The sequence below is a fragment of the Erwinia sp. AK-PDG3-5 genome, from assembly GCF_056821705.1.
This window is the reverse complement of record NZ_CM165967.1, coordinates 692,879-710,890: the sequence shown is the minus strand read 5'-3', so window position 1 is coordinate 710,890 and position 18,012 is coordinate 692,879. Positions and strand designations below refer to the sequence as shown.

13 protein-coding genes are annotated in these 18,012 nt (G+C 58.0%); 8 read left to right on the top strand and 5 right to left on the bottom strand.

The window, feature by feature from the left end:
• Positions 1-2 precede the first annotated feature (2 nt).
• Together AC1UKS_RS03290 and AC1UKS_RS03285 are read right to left on the bottom strand one after the other, a co-directional pair.
• Positions 3-464, bottom strand: coding sequence for a heme-degrading domain-containing protein (locus AC1UKS_RS03290; RefSeq protein ID WP_482435703.1), 462 nt, complete (start codon positions 462-464; stop codon positions 3-5).
• Positions 465-563: 99 nt separating this feature from the next.
• A complete protein-coding gene (locus AC1UKS_RS03285) occupies positions 564-1,484 on the bottom strand; it encodes a LysR family transcriptional regulator (RefSeq protein ID WP_482435702.1) in 921 nt (306 codons plus the stop codon).
• A 130-nt stretch (positions 1,485-1,614) separates the two neighbouring features.
• On the opposite strand from AC1UKS_RS03285, the gene AC1UKS_RS03280 reads away from it, so the two are divergent.
• Positions 1,615-2,004 (top strand): tautomerase family protein, encoded by a 390-nt coding sequence (locus AC1UKS_RS03280; protein WP_013203899.1) that lies wholly within the window; start codon positions 1,615-1,617, stop codon positions 2,002-2,004.
• Positions 2,005-2,040: 36 nt separating this feature from the next.
• Here AC1UKS_RS03280 and AC1UKS_RS03275 read toward each other — a convergent pair whose 3' ends face one another.
• From AC1UKS_RS03275 to AC1UKS_RS03265, 3 genes are all read right to left on the bottom strand, one after another.
• The gene (locus tag AC1UKS_RS03275) at positions 2,041-3,387 is read right to left on the bottom strand and encodes an amidase (RefSeq protein ID WP_482435700.1); all 1,347 of its coding nucleotides are present in this window, start codon (positions 3,385-3,387) and stop codon (positions 2,041-2,043) included.
• A 59-nt stretch (positions 3,388-3,446) separates the two neighbouring features.
• Positions 3,447-4,607: an alanine racemase gene (locus AC1UKS_RS03270; protein WP_482435699.1), complete on the bottom strand. Its 1,161-nt coding sequence runs from the start codon at positions 4,605-4,607 to the stop codon at positions 3,447-3,449.
• Between the two features lie 151 nt (positions 4,608-4,758).
• Positions 4,759-5,910, bottom strand: a complete 1,152-nt coding sequence (locus AC1UKS_RS03265; protein ID WP_265909656.1) for a porin — start codon at positions 5,908-5,910, stop codon at positions 4,759-4,761.
• A 330-nt stretch (positions 5,911-6,240) separates the two neighbouring features.
• Between AC1UKS_RS03265 and AC1UKS_RS03260 the strand changes: the two genes are divergently transcribed.
• The 7 genes from AC1UKS_RS03260 (at position 6,241) to AC1UKS_RS03230 (ending at position 17,966) form a co-directional block, all read left to right on the top strand.
• A complete protein-coding gene (locus AC1UKS_RS03260; RefSeq protein WP_482435698.1) occupies positions 6,241-8,019 on the top strand; it encodes a glycerol-3-phosphate dehydrogenase/oxidase in 1,779 nt (592 codons plus the stop codon).
• On the top strand, positions 7,991-8,836 hold the full coding sequence (locus AC1UKS_RS03255) for a class I fructose-bisphosphate aldolase (RefSeq protein ID WP_482435697.1): 846 nt from the start codon (positions 7,991-7,993) through the stop codon (positions 8,834-8,836). Before AC1UKS_RS03260 ends, AC1UKS_RS03255 begins: the two co-directional genes overlap by 29 nt.
• A gap of 14 nt (positions 8,837-8,850) precedes the next feature.
• Positions 8,851-10,344, top strand: a complete 1,494-nt coding sequence (locus tag AC1UKS_RS03250) for an FGGY-family carbohydrate kinase (protein ID WP_482435696.1) — start codon at positions 8,851-8,853, stop codon at positions 10,342-10,344.
• Between the two features lie 373 nt (positions 10,345-10,717).
• Positions 10,718-13,015 (top strand): phosphatidylglycerol--membrane-oligosaccharide glycerophosphotransferase, encoded by a 2,298-nt coding sequence (opgB, locus tag AC1UKS_RS03245; RefSeq protein ID WP_482435695.1) that lies wholly within the window; start codon positions 10,718-10,720, stop codon positions 13,013-13,015.
• A 106-nt stretch (positions 13,016-13,121) separates the two neighbouring features.
• Complete coding sequence (locus AC1UKS_RS03240; RefSeq protein WP_482435694.1) at positions 13,122-14,702, top strand: methyl-accepting chemotaxis protein; 1,581 nt, start codon at positions 13,122-13,124, stop codon at positions 14,700-14,702.
• Positions 14,703-14,832: 130 nt separating this feature from the next.
• A complete protein-coding gene (gene ampH / locus AC1UKS_RS03235; RefSeq protein ID WP_265909664.1) occupies positions 14,833-16,026 on the top strand; it encodes a D-alanyl-D-alanine-carboxypeptidase/endopeptidase AmpH in 1,194 nt (397 codons plus the stop codon).
• 338 nt (positions 16,027-16,364) lie between these two features.
• Positions 16,365-17,966 carry an APC family permease gene (locus AC1UKS_RS03230; protein ID WP_482435693.1) on the top strand — a complete coding sequence of 534 codons (1,602 nt, stop codon included), beginning with the start codon at positions 16,365-16,367 and terminating at the stop codon, positions 17,964-17,966.
• The last annotated feature ends 46 nt before the right edge of the window (positions 17,967-18,012 follow it).

Sequence of the window (18,012 nt, the reverse complement as noted above, 5' to 3'; positions counted from 1 at the left end):
GGTTACAAAACCTGCTGGATCCCCCACATCGCCAGCGCATGATCCTCATGAGAAGGCAGTCCGCTGACCGTCACCGCACCGATAATCCCACCGCCGGTGAGCAGTAATGGGAAGCTGCCGCCGTGGTCGGTATAGCGCTCAGGATCCATATAGTTCATCGCTTCCATCCGCGTGCCGGCCGCTTCATTCACTTCGCCGGTGTATAAAGAGGCATGACCGTTGCGCAGGGTGCTGTTGCGCTTGCGGGCAATCCACTCCAGATTTTCGGCGCTGGAACCGGGTAGCGCAGCGCAGAATAACACCTGACCGAAGGCGTAAACTTCAATCGCCACCGGGTATTTTTCCTGTGAGGCGCGCTGGCGGATCAGCTCCCCCACTTTCCAGGCATCATCAAAACTGAAATGGGTCAGGCGGACAAGTTGTTCCTGCTGCAGCAGGGTTTCAAGGCTGGGAACGCTGGACATCGGCCTCTCCGTGAGGGGAAACAAGGCCTTCAGCTTAATTGATTACTATTTTTCAAAACAGGTAACTATGAAATATCAGTTCGGTTTTTGCGAGGATGATCACGGCTCAAACCCCGCCCGCAGCCAGTGAATAAAACCGCTGACCGCGCGCGGCACCTGCGCAGACCACGGGCGCACTACGTACAGCATTCCGGCAAAGGCACCCACCGTCTGCCAGTCTGGCAACACCTCCACCAGCCGCCCTTCGCTTAAGGCCGCGCGGGCGCTGAAGTCCGGCAGCAGCGCGATGCCCAGCCCGTCCAGCGCCGCATCACGAATGGATTCACTGTTATTGGTGGCAAACGGCCCGCTGACATTCACCGTCACCCTTTCCTCACCCGCCTGGCGTGAGGCAAAGGTCCAGCGTGGCATCTCCGTGCCGCGCGGGTAATACAGGCACTGATGATCGCTCAGGGCCTGCGGCGTTTGCGGGAAGCCGTGCTGCGCAAGATACGCCGGTGAAGCAACCACCTGCGCATGAGTGGCACACAGCGGCAGCGCCACATGGGTTTCGGGCAGGGTATCGCTGTGGCGGATAGCGAGGTCAAAGCCTTCACTGGCCAGTGACACCAGCCGGTCAGACACCTCAAGCTGCACACGCACCTGCGGATGCTCGCGCAGGAAGGCGGTGATATGCGACACCAGCTGCTGGCGGGCAAACGCCACCGGCGCCGTCACCCGCACCAGGCCGCGTAACGGCCCCGCCGAGTCACGCACGCTGAAAAAGCTCTGTTCAATCTGCGCAAAAGGCTGGCGTAACTCTTCCACCAGCTTCTCACCGGCGCTGGTCAGCCGCAGGCTGCGGGTGGTTCGCGTGACCAGCGGCACGCCCGCCAGATGCTCCAGCTCTTTAATCTTCTGGCTCATCGCCGCTTTACTGACCTCCAGGCGCTCGGCAGCGCGGGTAAAGCTCCCCTGCTCTGCCAGCACCGTCAGCCAGTGCAGATGGATCCACAGCGCGTCGGTCTTTACGTCTTTCATGGTTATTGTTCACAATAGTAAATAATCAATTCAAGTATAGCGCTTTTTCCCCTCTCATATTCCCCGTAAAGTGAACCTCAGATAAGCCGCAGCCATCCGGCTCAATTGACTGTTTTCAGGGGATAAACCAATGCCATTACTGCAATTTGATGTGATTCAGGGCCGTTCAGAATCGGAGATGAGAACCTTACTGGACGCAGCGCACCGCGCGGTGCTGGCGGCATTTAAGGTGCCAGCGCGCGATCGCTACCAGATTGTTCACGAAAACAAAGCGTATCAGATGGTGTTTGAAGATACCGGACTGGGTCTGACCCGTACCGATAATCTGGTGATGGTGCGCGTCTTTACCAGCCCGCGCAGCGATGAGCAGAAGCAGTTTTTTATGGCCGAACTCTGCCGTGAGCTGAAAGAGAGCTGTGGCATTTTGGGCAGCGACGTGATGATCAGTTTTATCACCAACGGCAAAGGCGACTGGAGCTTTGGCAACGGCGTGGCGCAGTACATGACCGGCGATCTGTAAACTGACGGCGCGCTTGTGCAGCAAGCGCGCCGACGGTTATTCCCAGCCAGCGGGCTGCTGATGCCAGCCGGTTAACGCTTCCAGCCGGTGCGCCATCGCCAGCAGCTGTGACTCATGGTGGTAGTTGGCCACCAGCTGCGCACCAATCGGCATCCCTTCTGAGCTCAGCGCCACCGGCAGCGTAATGGCACACCCATCAAGATAGTTTACCGCGCGGGTCAGCAGCGCCAGCGTGGCCTGCTGCTCATCCACCTCGTCAACCGGGCAGGCGGTGATAGCCAGCGTCGGCATCAGCAGGATATCCCAGTCGTCCATCAACTCATGGAACAGCCCGATATGCTGCTCGCGCTGGCGCAGCAGGCCTTCAAAACTCTCTTTGTTAATTGCCGCCCCATGCAGCAGCTTCTCCGCCGTTAACGGATTGTAGCGATCGCGGTGGCTGGTCATCATCTCGCGATGCCAGGCCCAGGCTTCTGCCGAGATGATCTCCCCACTACGGGCACTCAGCCCGGTCCACGAGAACGGCAGCTTAATGCGGGTGACCGATATTCCCGCCTCACTCAGCCGTCTCTGGGTCTTTTCCAGCGCGGCGACAATCTCTGGGTCGATTGCTGCGCCCAGCGTAGCCGGCTCAATAAACGCCACCTTTAGCGTGTCCGCCACCGCAAGGCGCTGCGTATCCCCACTCATACTGCGGTAGATCAGCTCCGCATCGGCCACCGTGTGGGTTAATGGACCAATCGAATCCAGCGTGGTGGAGAGCGGAATACAGCCTTCGCGGCTGATGCGATTTTGCGTGGGCTTCAGGCCGACCAGGCCATTCAGCGCGGCGGGAATACGCACCGAGCCGCCGGTATCAGTGCCGATCGCCGCCGGCACCAAGCCCGCCGCCACCGCCACAGCCGATCCGCTGGAGGACCCGCCCGGCACGCGATGCACCTCGCAATCCCAGGGATTCCACGGCGTGCCAGCACCCTGATTGATCCCCCAACCGCCGAAGGCAAACTCCACCAGTTGGGTTTTTCCGGCAATCACCGCGCCGTGTTGCAGCAACCGGGTTACCGCAGGCGCAGTATGGATGGAGCGACTGTCCGGCAGCTGACGGGAGCTGGCGCTACAGGGCGTGCCCCGCCAGTGCAACAGATCCTTAATGCCCAGCGGTATCCCCTGAAGTAGCCCCAGATCGACGCCGGCTTTCAGCAACAGGTCCTGCCCCTGCGCCGCCGTCAGCATGGTCTGCGCAAACACCGTGACAAACGCATTAAGCTTGTCGTTATAACGGGCGATGCGGGCGAGATAAAATTCCGCAATCTCTTCACAGCTGAGCTCGCCGCGCCGTAACGCGGCGGCCAGTTCGGTGATCGGTGAAAATGGCGCAATCATGCGGTCTCCATGGCCTGTCATCATTTATGAAGGAGACACTGCAATATCCGATCCATATTCTATAAAAACATACCGCGCGCATCGATATTCATGATTTCCGCCGTGCCATTGCTGTTTCTCATAACAAATTGCGCAAATTGTGCCATTACCGCGCAGGAATGGTTGGGGAAAACGCGCATCAGGCTGCCGAGCGGCGGTGTATTGCCATAATGTGGAATAAAGCCGTGCTCTTCCGATAATTTTTCGACACGATACTGCCGATCGGTCGACGCATCGACCGCCAGACCAAAATCGGCTGCACCAGTTCCGTGCGGCCCCTTGTCAGAACTGAGTGCTTTTGAACCCGCATCAATAATGGCGTAGCGATCGTTTACCGACACCACCCGCGCAACCACGCTGATGGCCACCTCATCCAGCGTGCACAGCTGCAGGCGCAACCCGGTGAGATCGCATAGGGCGTAATTGCCGGGGCGGATCTCGTCATACCCATCAGGCAACGGCGCACCAAGGATTGACGGCGTTGCACCGACGGACAACGCGCACTGCACAAATCCGGCCTGATGCAGGCGCTGGCGCAGTCCCTGCATACACTGCGCTTCTGCCTGCACGATCGCCGCCATCTGCTGCGGGTTCTGTGCGCCATAGGCATGTCCGGCATGAGAAACCAGCCCGGCAAAGTGCAGGCCGGCGGCTTGCACCGCGTGGGCCAACTGCAACGCTTCATCGCCTTCCGGATTGACGCCAACCCGTCCAAGCCCGACATCGACCTTGATCCACACCGATAAATCGAGTGAAGTGACCGCCGCGGCGGCCTGCGCGATAGCCGCCACACCGGCCTGACTGGCGACAATCACCCCCAGTTTGCAGCCGCTGCTGGCGGCGACGGCGAAAAGCTCGCTGACGCTTTCAGCCTGCATCACCGGGTACGCCAGCAGCACATCGCGCACGCCGCCGTTGATAAACACCACGCCTTCGCTGGGTTTCGACACGGTGATACCGACCGCGCCCAGCGCAATCTGCTGTTGCGCTATCGCCACGCTTTTATGGGTTTTCACATGAGGACGGAGCCGTACGTTCCCCGCCGCGGCACGCTGCTGCATCTGCTGTAAATTACGCGTAAGCCGTTGCGCATCGATTTCAATATAGGGCGTCAGCCGGTCGTCATAAAACGGACGATCGCTGCCTGCCACTGCTTCTGAACCTGCCTTCTGTTGATTCACACTGCCTCCATCGCATCGGACTCTCCCGTCATCAGGAGTGAGTTGCCCATCCTAACCCAAACGCGCCTCAGCGAAAAAAAAAGCGCCCGTGCAAATGCAGGGGCGCTCAGAGTCTGCCTGAACCGTGAATAAGGTCACGGTTTACAGCGAATCAGAAGTCGTAACGCAGACGGACCAGGTTCATATCACCCAGGTTGTCGGTGCTGGAGGTGAAGACGTGTTCGTAGTCAACACGGAAGCCGTAATCCAGTTGGAAGGTCACGCCGACGCCGTTATCGATGCGCTGGTAGTTGCGGTCGTTAACGTATTCCAGACGGTCACCCATAAAGTACGGCATCACCGATTTCAGGGCATACTGGCCCACCGGGATGGTGTAACCGGCCAGATATTCAATGCCCCACGCATCGCCCGCGAAGTAGTTATTCACGTTAACTTGCTTGGTGGTCAGGAAGTTCTGGTAGTAACCGCCGCCGAAGCTGAAGGTCCAGTTGTCCGGTTTCCAGCTCAGAGAAGTGCCGTAGATGTTCTGATCGTAGGTTTTGCTGTCGCCGTTGCCCGGGTTACGCATCTCAGCGCGGGTGTAATTCCACGCGGTGCCCCAGGTCAGGTCTTTGGTCAGGTGATAATCCACACCCAGCGAGCCGCCGCCCTGACGCTTGTAGCGTAAGCCGTTGCCCGGCAGGTATTCGTTATCGCTGAACAGGTACGAGGCATAGACGTCAGCCGCGCCGAAGGTGTTTTTGTACTTCAGCATCTTACGGCTACGGTATGAACCATCGTAGTCGCCGTTGATGCCGTTGCCCGGTGCCTGGGCAAGCATGTCGTAGTCCCAGATATCGGTTTTCGCGCCAACCACATCATAGTAAACGCTGTTCTGCTGGCCGAAGGTCATCTGGCCCCAGGTCTTACTTTTGAAACCGGTGTACAGCATACGGCGGCTGGTGTTGTTTGCGCCGTCAGCATGGTGATTATCCCAGTCAAACACCGCCGGAATATTCACGCCCAGCTCGTAGTAACCGATCCAGCTGATGTCATCAAACAGGTAGTAATCCGCCGCAAAGCGGAAACGGGTGCCGCCATCGAAGCCGTTACGTTTGTAAGAGCCGTTATCGCTGGCGCCGGTCATATTGTTGAACTGCGGACGAATACTGCCGCCAACGGTGAAATTCAGGCGGCTGAGCGGGTCGCCAGCCTGCGGATCTTGCTTCAACACAGTCACTTCTGCATGGGCGGCGAATGACGCACTGCCTGCCAGCAGCCCCAGACCAATGGCCTGAGATAAAACGCGCATTTTTGTTAACATAATGTATCCCTGGAAAGAATCGTCTTAGAATTTTGCCCGCTGATAATAGCCTGAGAAACATGACAAAAAATCGCCTTTCATGACCGTTTTGTGCGTTTTTGCTGATGAAATCATTAAGTAAATGTGTCATTTGACGCATTTACTCACGAAACCAAGCATTTTGTGCGGTTTTTAGCGTTTCCTGTGCGTCATTTCCATCAGCATTGATGTTTTGCAATAATTTGCCGATAAGCGCCGCTAAAGCCGCGCTGGTTAACACTTTTGCAACACAAAAGTGAATTTCTGTCCCTGACTGCTATACCTCACAAAGGATTGCATAAGGAGGACAGCATGGCATCAGACAGCAGCAGGCCTGACGATCGCGAGGCGCGACTGACCCGGCTCCGGCAACTCACCCGCACGCCGGTACTGATTATTGGCGGCGGCATTAACGGCATCAGCACTTTCCGCGAGCTGGCCCTGCAGGGGATCCCGGTGGTGATGGTGGAAAAAGGCGACTGGTGTCAGGCCGCCAGCGGCGCGTTGTCACGGATGATCCACGGCGGATTGCGCTATCTGGAAACCGGTGAGTTTTCGCTGGTGAAAGAGTCGGTACAGGAGCGCGACCGGCTGTTAAAAAATGCGCCGCACTTTGTCGCCCCGCTGCGCACCACCGTGCCCATTGACAGCTGGGGTGGTGGCCTGATGAATGCCGGAAAACGCTTTCTGCGCCTGTCCGAAAAACCGAGTCGTCGCGGCGCGCTGGTGATCAAAACCGGTCTGGCGCTGTATGACACCTGGTCCCGCCGCTTCGGCACCCTGCCCAAACATCAGCTGCACACTAAACAACAGACTCAACAACGCTGGCCGGGTTTTGCCGACTGGGTGAAGTGCAGCGCCGCCTATTACGATGCGTGGATTGCCGCACCGGAACGGCTGGGCTTTGAACTGATTGACGATACCGAGCGTGCGGCCGCAGGCGCACTGGCGCTGAACTATGTCAGCGTTGAACACTGTGATGGCGAGAACATCACCCTGCGCGACAGCTTTAGCGGCGAGACGTTTTCGCTGCGACCGCATGTGGTGGTCAATGCCACCGGCGCGTGGATCGATCGGCTGAACGGCACCTTAAGCCCGACCCTGCCTGAGCAAAAGCTGATTGGCGGCACTAAGGGCTCGCATCTGATCCTGCGCAGCCCGGCGCTGCTGCAGATGCTGGATGGCGAAATGGTCTACTACGAGAATCAGGAAGGCCGGGTGTGCATCATGTTCCCGTGGTACGGCAACGTGCTGGTGGGATCGACCGATATTCGGGTGGATAACCCGGATGATGTGGTCTGCGAAGCGGACGAGAAAACCTATATTCTGCAATCGCTGCGCTTTGTCTTTCCCCACCTTAAGGTCAAAGACGAAGACGTCCTCTATACCTTCAGCGGCGTGCGCCCGCTTCCGGCCAGCGATTCGGCCTTTAACGGCACCATTTCGCGCAATCACTCGTTAGTGTTACTGCCGCCGGTGGCCGGACGGGAGTTCACCACCCTGTGCCTGGTCGGCGGCAAATGGACCACCTTCCGCAAATTTGGCGAAGAAGCGGCAGACCGGGTGCTGAAGCTGCTGGGCGAAAGCCGCAAGGTCAGCACGGTAGAGCTGGCGATTGGCGGTGGCCGCAATTATCCCAATGCGGCGCGAAAACCCATCTGGATGCACGAACTGAGTGAGGAATTCAGCCTGACGCCCGCGCGCGTTTCACAGCTGGTTGCCCGTTACGGCACCCGTGCACAGGCGATGCTGCATACCATGGCGCTCCAGCCTGACCAGCCGTTGCAGGCTAACCCGAACTGGAGCCAGAACGAAATACGCTTCCTGATCGCGCACGAGCAGGTGCAGACGCTGGAAGACCTGTTGGTACGCCGCACGCCGTTGGCCATCAGCGGACAGCTAACGCTGGCGCTGATCGAGGAGATCAACGGTCTGCTGGCGGAGGCGCGAAGCTGGTCGCCCGAACAGGCAGACCAGCACCTCAATCAAACCCTTTCCCGTCTTGCCAGCCTGCACGGGCTCGGCAGGCTTTCGCCTGTGGCCGTTAATAAGGAATCCCGCCATGTCAGCCAGTCAGAAAGTGAGGCTTAACCGACTCTTTAATCAGGGTAAATGTCTGGATGTCGCCATCGATCACGGCATCGCCAACGAGCCGGATTTTCTTATCGGCCTGGAAGATATCGCCGGCGTGATGCGCAGCCTGGTTACCGCTCAGCCTGATGCGATTCAGGTCAATTACGGCCAGGCCGATCTGCTTCAGCAATTGCCCCAGCGCCACAAGCCCGCGCTGGTGCTGCGCACCGACGTCGGCAATGCCTATAACGCCGCCCGTCATCGCGAGATGTGGGCGGTGCTGCACAATCCGGACGATCCGATTCTGGCGGCCCTGCAAATGGACGCGGCGGCAGTGGTGGTGAATCTCTATCTGATCCCCGATGAGCCGGGCATTTTTCGCCAGTGCATTGAGAATATCGGCCGCCTGCGCCACGCCTGCGAGCATTACGGTATGCCGCTGATGATTGAGCCGCTGGTAATGGCAGCGGCCGGACAGGGCGCGGCCTATGGCTCGCTGGGCGACGTGGAGAAAATGGTGCCACTGGTCCGGCTGGCGCGCGAACTGGGCGCGGATATCATCAAGGTTGATCCGACCGATAATGTGGAAGAGTTTCACCGCGTGGTGGAAGCGGCCCGTTGTCCAACGCTGGTGCGCGGCGGCGGCAAGGGTGAACTTGGCCCGGTGCTGACCAAAAGCGCGGCGCTGATGGCGCAGGGCGCATCCGGCATGGTGTATGGCCGTAACGTCTATCAACACAGCAACCCGGCCAGCGTGGTGACGGCGCTGATGGCGATAATTCATCAGGGCGTCAGCGGAGAAGAGGCGCTGGCGATCTATCAGCGTGCCGGCTGAAACGGAGAAATGCGATGAGCCAACTGCTGGGCATTGATGCCGGCAACACCATGATTAAGGCGGTGTTGTTCGATCTGGATGGCACGGTTCGCGCCGTTGCCAGCTGTGCGGGCGAAACCCACCAGCCACAGCCCGGCTATGCCGAACGTCCGGTGAACGAGGTCTGGCAGGGCGTCACCGCCGCCATCAAAGCCTGCCTGGCCCAGCTGCCGGATGCGCAGGTGATCGCCGTCGGTGCCGCCGGGCATGGCAACGGGCTGTATGCGCTCGATCAGGCGCAGCAGCCGGTGATCGGCATTCAGTCGGTCGACAGTCGCGCCGCCGCCAGAGTCGAAGAGCTGGAGCACGACGGCAACGCGGCGGCGATTTATGCCCGTTCGCTGCAAAAAGTCTGGGCCAGCTCAACGCCGGTGTTGCTGAGCTGGCTGAAGCGAAACCGGCCGGAACTGTATCAGCGCATCAGGCATGTGCTCTGTGCCAAGGACGTTATCAGCCACTTTCTGAGTGGCGAAGTCAGTGCCGACTATTCCGATGCGTCAGGGGCCGGGCTGATCGATCACCGCGTTCGCGGCTACAGCGCCGACCTGCTGGCCCTGTACGACCTGGCGGATGCCCTGCCGCTGCTTCCCACCCTGCATGAATCCTGTGAAGTGGTCGGCACCGTCACCCCACATGCCGCGCAGCTTACCGGTTTACCTGCGGGTATTCCGGTGGTGGCAGGGATTTTTGACGTGGTGGCCAGTGCCGTCGGCTCCGGCGTGGTGTCGCCAGGCGAAGCCTCGATTGTGGCAGGCACATGGAGCATTAATCAGGTGGTGGTTTCCCGTCCCGATTACCTGCGCCCGGTCTTTATGAACGCCCTGATTGAGCGCGACCGTTATATGGCGATTGAAGCCAGCGCCACCTCGGCGACCAATCTGGACTGGTTTATCCGCGAGTTTGCCGACGGCCGCAGCGGCGGCGGCGCAGAACAAAGCAGTGATTTAGTGGCAAAGGTGGTGCCGGATGCGCATCTGCCGGTCTACCATCCTTACCTCTATTCCGGCCGGAAAGAAGAACCGGCCAAAGCCGGATTCTATGGACTCAGCGGCTGGCACACCCGCGCCGATATGCTGTTCGCCTTATTTGAAGGCGTGACCTTTTCTCACCGTGCGCATATCGATCGCCTGCGCGCGGCAGGGCTGCCGTTCACCTCGGCCACCCTGTCTGGCGGTGCCAGCCGCAGCTGCGTCTGGCCACAGATGTTTGCCGACGTGTTGGCGATCCCGATTCAGGTCGCGGAGTGTAAAGAGACCGGCGCGTTGGGCGCGGCAATCTGTGCCGGCGTCGGCGTGGGGATCTGGGCGAATCTGGCGGATGGCGTGGCGCAGGCGGTGAAACTCAACCCGGTGATTTTGCAACCCGACGCTGCCCGCGTTGCCTTCCATGAACCCCGTTACCGCCTGTTCAAAAAGCTGGAGCGGGCGATGGACCGCCTCTGGCATGAAGAGCTTAACGACCTGGCTTAACGTGATCTAAATCTGAATTCCGTTATCTCGCAGACGGGCAACCCGCCGCAAAATAACGTTAATTTAACTTAACACTCCGCTATCAGGCTGGCGGAGAACACCCACATTTTGCTGATAATTCAACGAACTTCCCGTCATCTTCCCCGCATACGCCCCACAAAACGTTAATGTTACCGATTTTAAAATAATACAAAATTAAACAAAGTGTAAACAGGCCGTCATAAACCGCGCGGTCAGGCGCATTTTGCTGGGGGGTAACAACATTGCCAGGGATAATTCGCTGCGCTAAATTGGCGTATTACGCGCAGATCAGACCACTGCTACTTCCGGCACAGGGCAGGGATCGCGTCAGGTTGAGGATAAAAATAAGCTCATGGGTTCAGAATTACTCTCGCTGGTATTGTTCATTGGTTCAGTGTCGCTTTACACCTGGAAAGCCGGAAGAAATAAACTGTGGTTCAGCGCTATTCTGCTGTTTCTTGGCATCTATATCATTCTGAACGCCTCAATGCTCGCGAGTAATTATTTTACCGGCGAAGGCATTAATGACGCGGTTATTTACACCATCACCAGCAGCTTAAGCGGCGCGGGGATCAGCAAATATATTCTTCCGGCGGTGGGATTGATTGTCGCGCTGGTTGTGCTGTTTGGCGTTTTGTCCTGGCTGTTACGCCTGCGCAAAGGCCATCGCGCCAGTCAGCTCTACAGCCTGCTGGCGGTGATTCTGGCCGTCGCCTCAATCAATACCACGCCGGCCTATCAGCAGGTGGCCAGCCTGATTAAATCCCAGGTCGGAAAAGGTAACTCCGATTTTTATACCCATTACAAAGTGCCGGGAAAACAGCTTCGCGGGGATAAGCCCAATCTGGTTTATATCTATGCCGAAAGCCTTGAACGCACCTACTTCGATGAAAAAGCCTTTCCCGGTCTGGCGCCTGAACTGAGCAAGATTAAAGATAACGCCTACGACTTCAGCAATACCGAACAGCTGCCGGGAACCGAATATACCATTGCCGGGATGGTGGCCTCACAGTGCGGTATTCCGCTGTTTGCGCCGTTTGACGGCAATGCCTCCAGCTCGCTCTCCAGCTTCTATCCGCAGAATGTCTGCCTGGGCGACATCCTGAAGTCTTCCGGCTATCAGAACTACTTTTACCAGGGCGCGAGCCTGAGCTTCGCCGGCAAAGACCTGTTCCTCTCCTCGCACGGCTTCGACCATCTGTATGGCTATAACGAGCTGAAATCGGTGGTCAAAGACCCCAACTACCGCAACGACTGGGGCTGGTATGATGACACGCTGCTGGACGTGGTGTTCGATAAATACCTTGAGCTGGCGAAGCAGAACCGCCCTTTCTCGCTGTTTGCGTTAACTGTCGATACCCATCACCCGGACGGGTTTATCTCGCGCAGTTGCCAGCGCAAAGACTACCCGTATGAGGGCAAGCCGAACAAATCCTTTGCCGCAGTGGCCTGTAGCCAGGAACATATTGCCCGGCTGATCCAGCGCATTCAGGCCACGCCGTACTTTAAAAACACTATTATCGTGGTCAGTTCCGATCACCTGGCGATGAACAATACCGCCTATAAATACCTGAACCAGCATGATCGCAGCGATCTGTTCTTTATGGTGCGCGGCAACGACGTCACCAGCAAAGTGCTGCCGGTGAAACGCAGTACGCTGGATAACGGCGCGACGGTGCTGGATGCGATGGGTGGCGATAACTTTATCGGCCTTGGCCGCAGCAGCCTGTCGTCGACCTCGATGGTGGCCACCTATCTGAATATCAAAGACAAAATCAACGAGTGGAAGCCGGACGTCATCAAGCTGTGGAACTTCCCAAAATCAATCTCAGATTACAAAATTGATACGGTCAGCAATACCTTCAGCTTCTCCGGCATGCACTTTAAGCTGCCGCTGCTGCTGTCGGTGAAGCCGAACAAGATAGAGCCAAAATTTGACGTCTACCTCGCAACTCCGCTAAAGCAACAGCTGGCGGGCTTTGCGCCCGACGAGAAGTTTGTCTGGATTGACCGCTGCTTCAAAATGGGCGATGTCTGGGACGAGAAGCTGGAACTGAACCCAGGCCTGTGCGTCGCTGACGGCACGCTGAATTCCGCGCCGCAGATCCTGCAGATTGCAGCGGGCAACACGCTGGGCAAGGTCACCTTTAAACAGACCGGCGGACAGAGCGACGCGCGTTATCAGCAGGCGGTGACGCGCCTGAGAGTCACCGACGACGATCTGCGTTATACCGCCGACCACATCATGTTCGGCCTGCCGGGCCTGCCGAAGCAGGTGCAAAAGGTCACCGGCCTCTCCTTTATCGAACCCTGGGGCGGACGCTGGTCTGACGCCAATCTGCTGCCGACCGTCACCGTGCAGTATCTGGAACCGCTGCCGGCAGCCTTTGACCTGACGCTGAACGCGCGGGCCTTTGGTAAAAACAGCCAGAAGCCGTTCACCGTTAAAGTGGGTGACAGCACGCAACAGATTACGCTGACCAATGCCGACAGCACGCTTAAGATTCATTTCACTAATCCGTCGCAGTCGCGCACCATTGAAATCCTGCCGCCAGCGCCGGAAGAGACCGCCGAAGGCGCTATCGACGGCTTTGCAGCGCGTAAGCTGGGCATCGGCCTGGTCAGCCTGCAGGTGACCGCCACCGAATAAGCTGAGACCTGCCTCACAAATATTCATCAAGTTTTCGCCCCTGTTGCCGATTTAACCTGCTTCAGGGGCGCAAACGAAAGCCCTGTCTTTCAGAGGGAAACATGTGATGGCATCAGTGAAAAATATGAAGGTCGGGGTTCGCCTCGGCGCTGCGTTCAGTTTGGTGATCCTGTTGTTGATCGTCGTGAGCGTCACCGCCGTAGTCAAAATCAACACCATTAACGACGCGGTCAGCAGCATCGTCAGCGATCGTTATATCAAAGTCCGCCTGGCATTTGACGTGCGCGACGGCGTCAACGATCAGATTAAATTCCTGCGCGGCATGGTTATCGACACCACCCGCCCACAATACAACGTTAAGCGCTTCGGTCAGCTGACTGACGCCACCGACAAAACCAATCTGGCGGTTGGCAAGATTGCCCAGCTGCAAACCACGCCCGTGGGTATCAAAAAAATTCAGGCGGTTAAAGAAGCGGCTCAGACATTTGAAACGGCTAAATCCACGCTGCTGGAGATGATCCGCGCCGGTAAACAAGATGAAGCGGCCGAATTCGCCCTGCAAAAAATGACCCCGGCACAGAATACCTATCTGAATCTGGCCTCCGCCTTTGCCGACTCGCAGTCGCAACAGCTGGTTGCTGAAGGCGCGCTGGCCGGCACGGAAGGGAACAGTGCGATTCAAATCACCCTGATCTTCTCTGCCCTGGCGATCCTGGCCGCAGTCCTGCTGGGCTATTTCCTCGCCCGCTCTATCGTGCGTCCGTTGCGTGAAGCGGTGACCATTGCCGAGAACGTGGCGGCAGGCGACCTGCGCACGGTGATCCGCGTCAACTCCACCGACGAAACCGGTCAGCTGATGCAGGCCCTGAAGCACATGAACGAAAACCTGCTGCGCATCGTCACCGAAGTGCGCTCCGGCACCGATTTGATCCACAACGCCTCCAGCGAAATTTCAGCGGGCAATATGGACCTGTCATCGCGCACCGAGCAGCAGGCCAGCTCGCTGGAAGAGACCGCCTCAGCAATGGAGCAGATGACCTCGACCGTGAAGCAGAACGCCGACAACGCCCGCCAGGCCAATGAACTGGCCGCGCTGGCGTCGAAAGTTGCCAGCCAGAGCGGTGATGCGGTGAAGCAGGTGGTCAGCACCATGGAGATGATTAACGGTTCCTCACGTAAAATTGTCGACATCATCAGCGTGATCGACGGCATTGCCTTCCAGACCAACATCCTGGCGTTGAACGCGGCAGTAGAAGCGGCGCGTGCCGGTGAACAGGGTCGCGGCTTTGCGGTGGTGGCCTCGGAGGTGCGCAGCCTGGCGCAGCGCTCTGCTTCAGCGGCGAAAGAGATTGCCCAACTGATTGAAGACTCTGTTAGCAAAGTGGACGAAGGCGGCAAGCAGGTCGCGAAAGCCGGCACCACCATGGAAGAAGTGCTGAGCAGCGTGAAAAGCGTGACCGCCATCATGGGCGAAATCTCAATTGCCAGCTCAGAACAGAGCACCGGCATCAACGAGATCAGCATGGCGATCACCCAGATGGACCAGGTGACGCAGCAGAACGCCGCGTTGGTAAACCAGTCGGCGTCCGCGGCGCAATCGCTGCAAGAGCAGGCAGAACAGCTGTCACGGGCGATCAGCGTGTTCAAGGTTAACGACGCGCAGTATCACGGTCAGGCGCTGGCCTGATTGTTGAGAGGGCACGCCTGTGCCCTCTTGATACAAATTTGTGGCGAAAGTCGCTGATAAAAGCACGCTGACGGCTTTTTAAGCCGGGTTAAAACAGATTACTATAAGGTTTCTCTTAAGCCTGACTCAGATGGATGACCGCACGTTGAAACCCCTTCTTCACCGTTTGCTGGCACTAATGCTTGTTGCCCTTCCGCTTAGCGGCATGGCAGCGAGAACCAGCCCCGACCCGCTTCTTGCGTCCCAAATTGTTGACCGCTACGCGCAGAACATCTTCTACAACACCAAGGCAACCGGCATGGCGATGGTGGCAATTGATGCCAACCAGCGCGTTTTTGCCAGCCAGGGTTATGTCCGTCCAGGCAGCAACGTGCGCCCGCAGAAAGACTCGGTGATCCGCATTGCCTCGCTGACCAAACTGCTGACCAGCGAACTGCTGGTGAAGCTCTCTGAACAGGGCGTGGTTCGCCTTGACGATCCGTTAAGCAAATATGCCCCTGCCGGCAGCAGCGTGCCGAGTTACGCCGGGCAAACCATCCGCCTGATCAACCTGGCGACGCACACCAGCGGCCTGCCTCGCGAACAGCCTGGCGGCAAGGCGCAGCGTCCGGTGTTTGTCTGGCCGACGCACGCTCAGCGCTGGAACTGGCTGGACAATGCCCAGCTGAAAGCCGCGCCGGGCAGCCAGGCAGCCTACTCTAACCTGGCCTTCGATCTGCTGGGCGATGCGCTGTCTAAAGCCTCCGGCGTGCCCTATCCGGCGCTGCTTCAGCGTGAAATTACCCGTCCGCTGGGTATGAAGGACACCACCTTTACGCCGTCACCGGACCAGTGTCGTCGCCTGATGGTGGCCGCGAAAGGCGCCAGCCCGTGCATGAATACGCTGGCGGCAATCGGCAGCGGCGGCATTTACTCCACGCCGGATGATATGGGCCGCTGGATGCAGCAGTTCCTTTCCTCCGACGTGCATCCGCGCACCCCGCAGGCCGACCGCATTCAGACCATGATTTATCAGCGCGACCAGTTAAGCAGAGTCATCGGCATGGATGTACCGGGCAAAGCCACGGCGCTGGGCATGGGTTGGGTATATATGGCGCCTCAGGGCGGCCGTCCCGGCATCATCCAGAAAACCGGCGGTGGCGGTGGCTTTATTACCTATATGGCGATGGTGCCGCAGTACAGCGTTGGTGTGTTTATTGTGGTGACCCGCTCGGCGCAAACGCACTTCACGCCGATGAGCGATGGAGTGAATAATCTGCTGACCGAATTAATCGGCAATACGCCTGACAGTGCACAATTAGCCGCCAGCATTATGTCGAACTAATAAACGATTATTCCCGGCGGACGTATAAAACCGGCCGGGAATAGATCGCCGATATATCAGGATGTAACTATCCATTATAAAGTTTATATAATGGATCATCCGGGTGCGCAGCGCACTGCTGACGCTCACTGCTTTTTTCTTCGTGAATGTATTAAACGCCCCCCACCCTTATTCCGCCCGTATTACGCCCTTATTCCATGAGAAACTCGCCGGAATATTAATAACGTCACGCGCCGTTATTTTTACTGGCACGTAATATGCTACATCCCCCTTTTACCGTATTACCCAAAATATTAAGAGTTAACGAATAACTCGCGACATCACATCATGAGGTTCCTATGGCGAAGGCTGCATTCAAACAAAAGTTAGGGTTGGTTGATCTCAGCCTGTTGGGGATCGGGTCGATGATCGGCTCCGGCTGGCTGTATGCGGCGCTGACCAGCTCCGGTTATGCCGGGGCACAGACTGGATGGGCGTGGATTCTGGGGGCGATTATCGTGCTGATGATTGGCCTGGTGTTTGCCGAGCTTTCTGCCGCCATTCCGCGCGCCGGTGGCTTTGTGCGTTACCCCAACTTCTCACACGGCAACGTGGTCGGCTTTGTTATTGGCGTCAGTTCGTTGCTGGCCTACACCAGCACCGCCGGGGTGGAAGTGGAAGCGGTGCGTCAGTATGCCCAGTACTGGTGGCCAGCGGTCAGTAACAGCGCGGGCGGCCCGACGGCGCTGGGCTTCGCGGTGCAGATCCTGCTGCTGGTCGGCTTCTTCCTGCTGAACTACTGGAGCGTCAGCTTCTTCGGCCGGGTGAATACCATCGTCACCACCTTCAAATTCATCGTGCCGCTGCTGACTATCGGCACGCTGTTTATGTATTACCACGGCGCAAACCTCGATGTGCCACCACCGCCACCGGGCGGGGCGCACGGCATCTTCACCTCGCTGACCGGGGCAGGAATCGTGTTTGCTTACCTCGGTTTCCGCCAGGCGGTGGACTTTGCCAGCGAGGCAAAAAATCCTCAGCGCAACGTGCCGCTGTCGATCATCATCGCCATCGCGGTGAGCTTCGTGATCTATATCGCCCTGCAATATGCGTTTATGGGTGCGGTGCCGTCCGAAGCGCTGTCGGCGCACGGCTGGGATGGGTTGAAGCAGGTATTTCAGTCGCCGTATGCCGATCTGGCACGCAGCCTGGGGATCACCTGGCTGATTAACCTGATCCTCGTCGATGCGGTGATTTCTCCTGCCGGGACCGGCAATATTTACCTCGCCGGGGCCAGCCGCGTGCTGTTTGCCTGGGCGCGTAACGGCCACCTGTTTAAAATCTTTGGTGAAGTGGATGCCAAATCCGGCGTACCGCGCGGCGCGTTATGGTTATCACTGATCCTGTCGATTGCCTGGACGCTGCCGTCGGAGTTTCAGGTATGGGGCGGATTGATTGGTGCCGTTACCTCGGCCACCGTTTTCACCTATATGCCAGGCCCAATCACCCTGGGCGCATTCCGTCGTCATCTGCCGGATATGCCCCGTCCGTTCCGCCTGCCGGTTGCCGCCATCCTCAGCCCGCTGGCGTTTGTCGCCAGTACGCTGCTGATCTACTGGAGCGGCTGGTCGGTCAACGAAATCCTGATCCCGATTCTGGTGCTGGCGTGGGTGGGCTATGCGGTATTCGGTAAGAAATCGGACACCTCAGCCCGCGATCTGAAATGCGCCTGGTGGTTGCTGGTCTACTATCTGCTGGTGCTGATCCTGTCGTATCTCGGCACCTTTGGCGGCATCAATGCGATAGCGTCGCCGACCGATATGATCCTGGTGACCCTCGCCTCACTGGTTTGTTACTACTGGGGCGTAGCGGCCAGCCTGTCGGTGCCCGACATTACCGATGACGAAGAAATTTCCACCGACACTGACGAAAAACCGTCCGGCAAATACGCCCACAATTAATCCGCCGCGTTAACCTCACCAGGGCGAGAAAACTCGCCCTGGACTG

Excerpts from the sequence above, each read along its gene's own strand:
- AC1UKS_RS03290 (WP_482435703.1), bottom strand. The coding sequence starts at position 464 with ATGTCCAGCGTTCCCAGCCTTGAAACCCTGCTGCAGCAGGAACAACTT.
- AC1UKS_RS03285 (WP_482435702.1), bottom strand. The coding sequence starts at position 1,484 with ATGAAAGACGTAAAGACCGACGCGCTGTGGATCCATCTGCACTGGCTG.
- AC1UKS_RS03280 (WP_013203899.1), top strand. The coding sequence starts at position 1,615 with ATGCCATTACTGCAATTTGATGTGATTCAGGGCCGTTCAGAATCGGAG.
- AC1UKS_RS03275 (WP_482435700.1), bottom strand. The coding sequence starts at position 3,387 with ATGATTGCGCCATTTTCACCGATCACCGAACTGGCCGCCGCGTTACGG.
- AC1UKS_RS03265 (WP_265909656.1), bottom strand. The coding sequence starts at position 5,910 with ATGTTAACAAAAATGCGCGTTTTATCTCAGGCCATTGGTCTGGGGCTG.
- AC1UKS_RS03260 (WP_482435698.1), top strand. The coding sequence starts at position 6,241 with ATGGCATCAGACAGCAGCAGGCCTGACGATCGCGAGGCGCGACTGACC.
- AC1UKS_RS03255 (WP_482435697.1), top strand. The coding sequence starts at position 7,991 with ATGTCAGCCAGTCAGAAAGTGAGGCTTAACCGACTCTTTAATCAGGGT.
- AC1UKS_RS03250 (WP_482435696.1), top strand. The coding sequence starts at position 8,851 with ATGAGCCAACTGCTGGGCATTGATGCCGGCAACACCATGATTAAGGCG.
- opgB (WP_482435695.1), top strand. The coding sequence starts at position 10,718 with ATGGGTTCAGAATTACTCTCGCTGGTATTGTTCATTGGTTCAGTGTCG.
- AC1UKS_RS03240 (WP_482435694.1), top strand. The coding sequence starts at position 13,122 with ATGGCATCAGTGAAAAATATGAAGGTCGGGGTTCGCCTCGGCGCTGCG.
- ampH (WP_265909664.1), top strand. The coding sequence starts at position 14,833 with ATGGATGACCGCACGTTGAAACCCCTTCTTCACCGTTTGCTGGCACTA.
- AC1UKS_RS03230 (WP_482435693.1), top strand. The coding sequence starts at position 16,365 with ATGGCGAAGGCTGCATTCAAACAAAAGTTAGGGTTGGTTGATCTCAGC.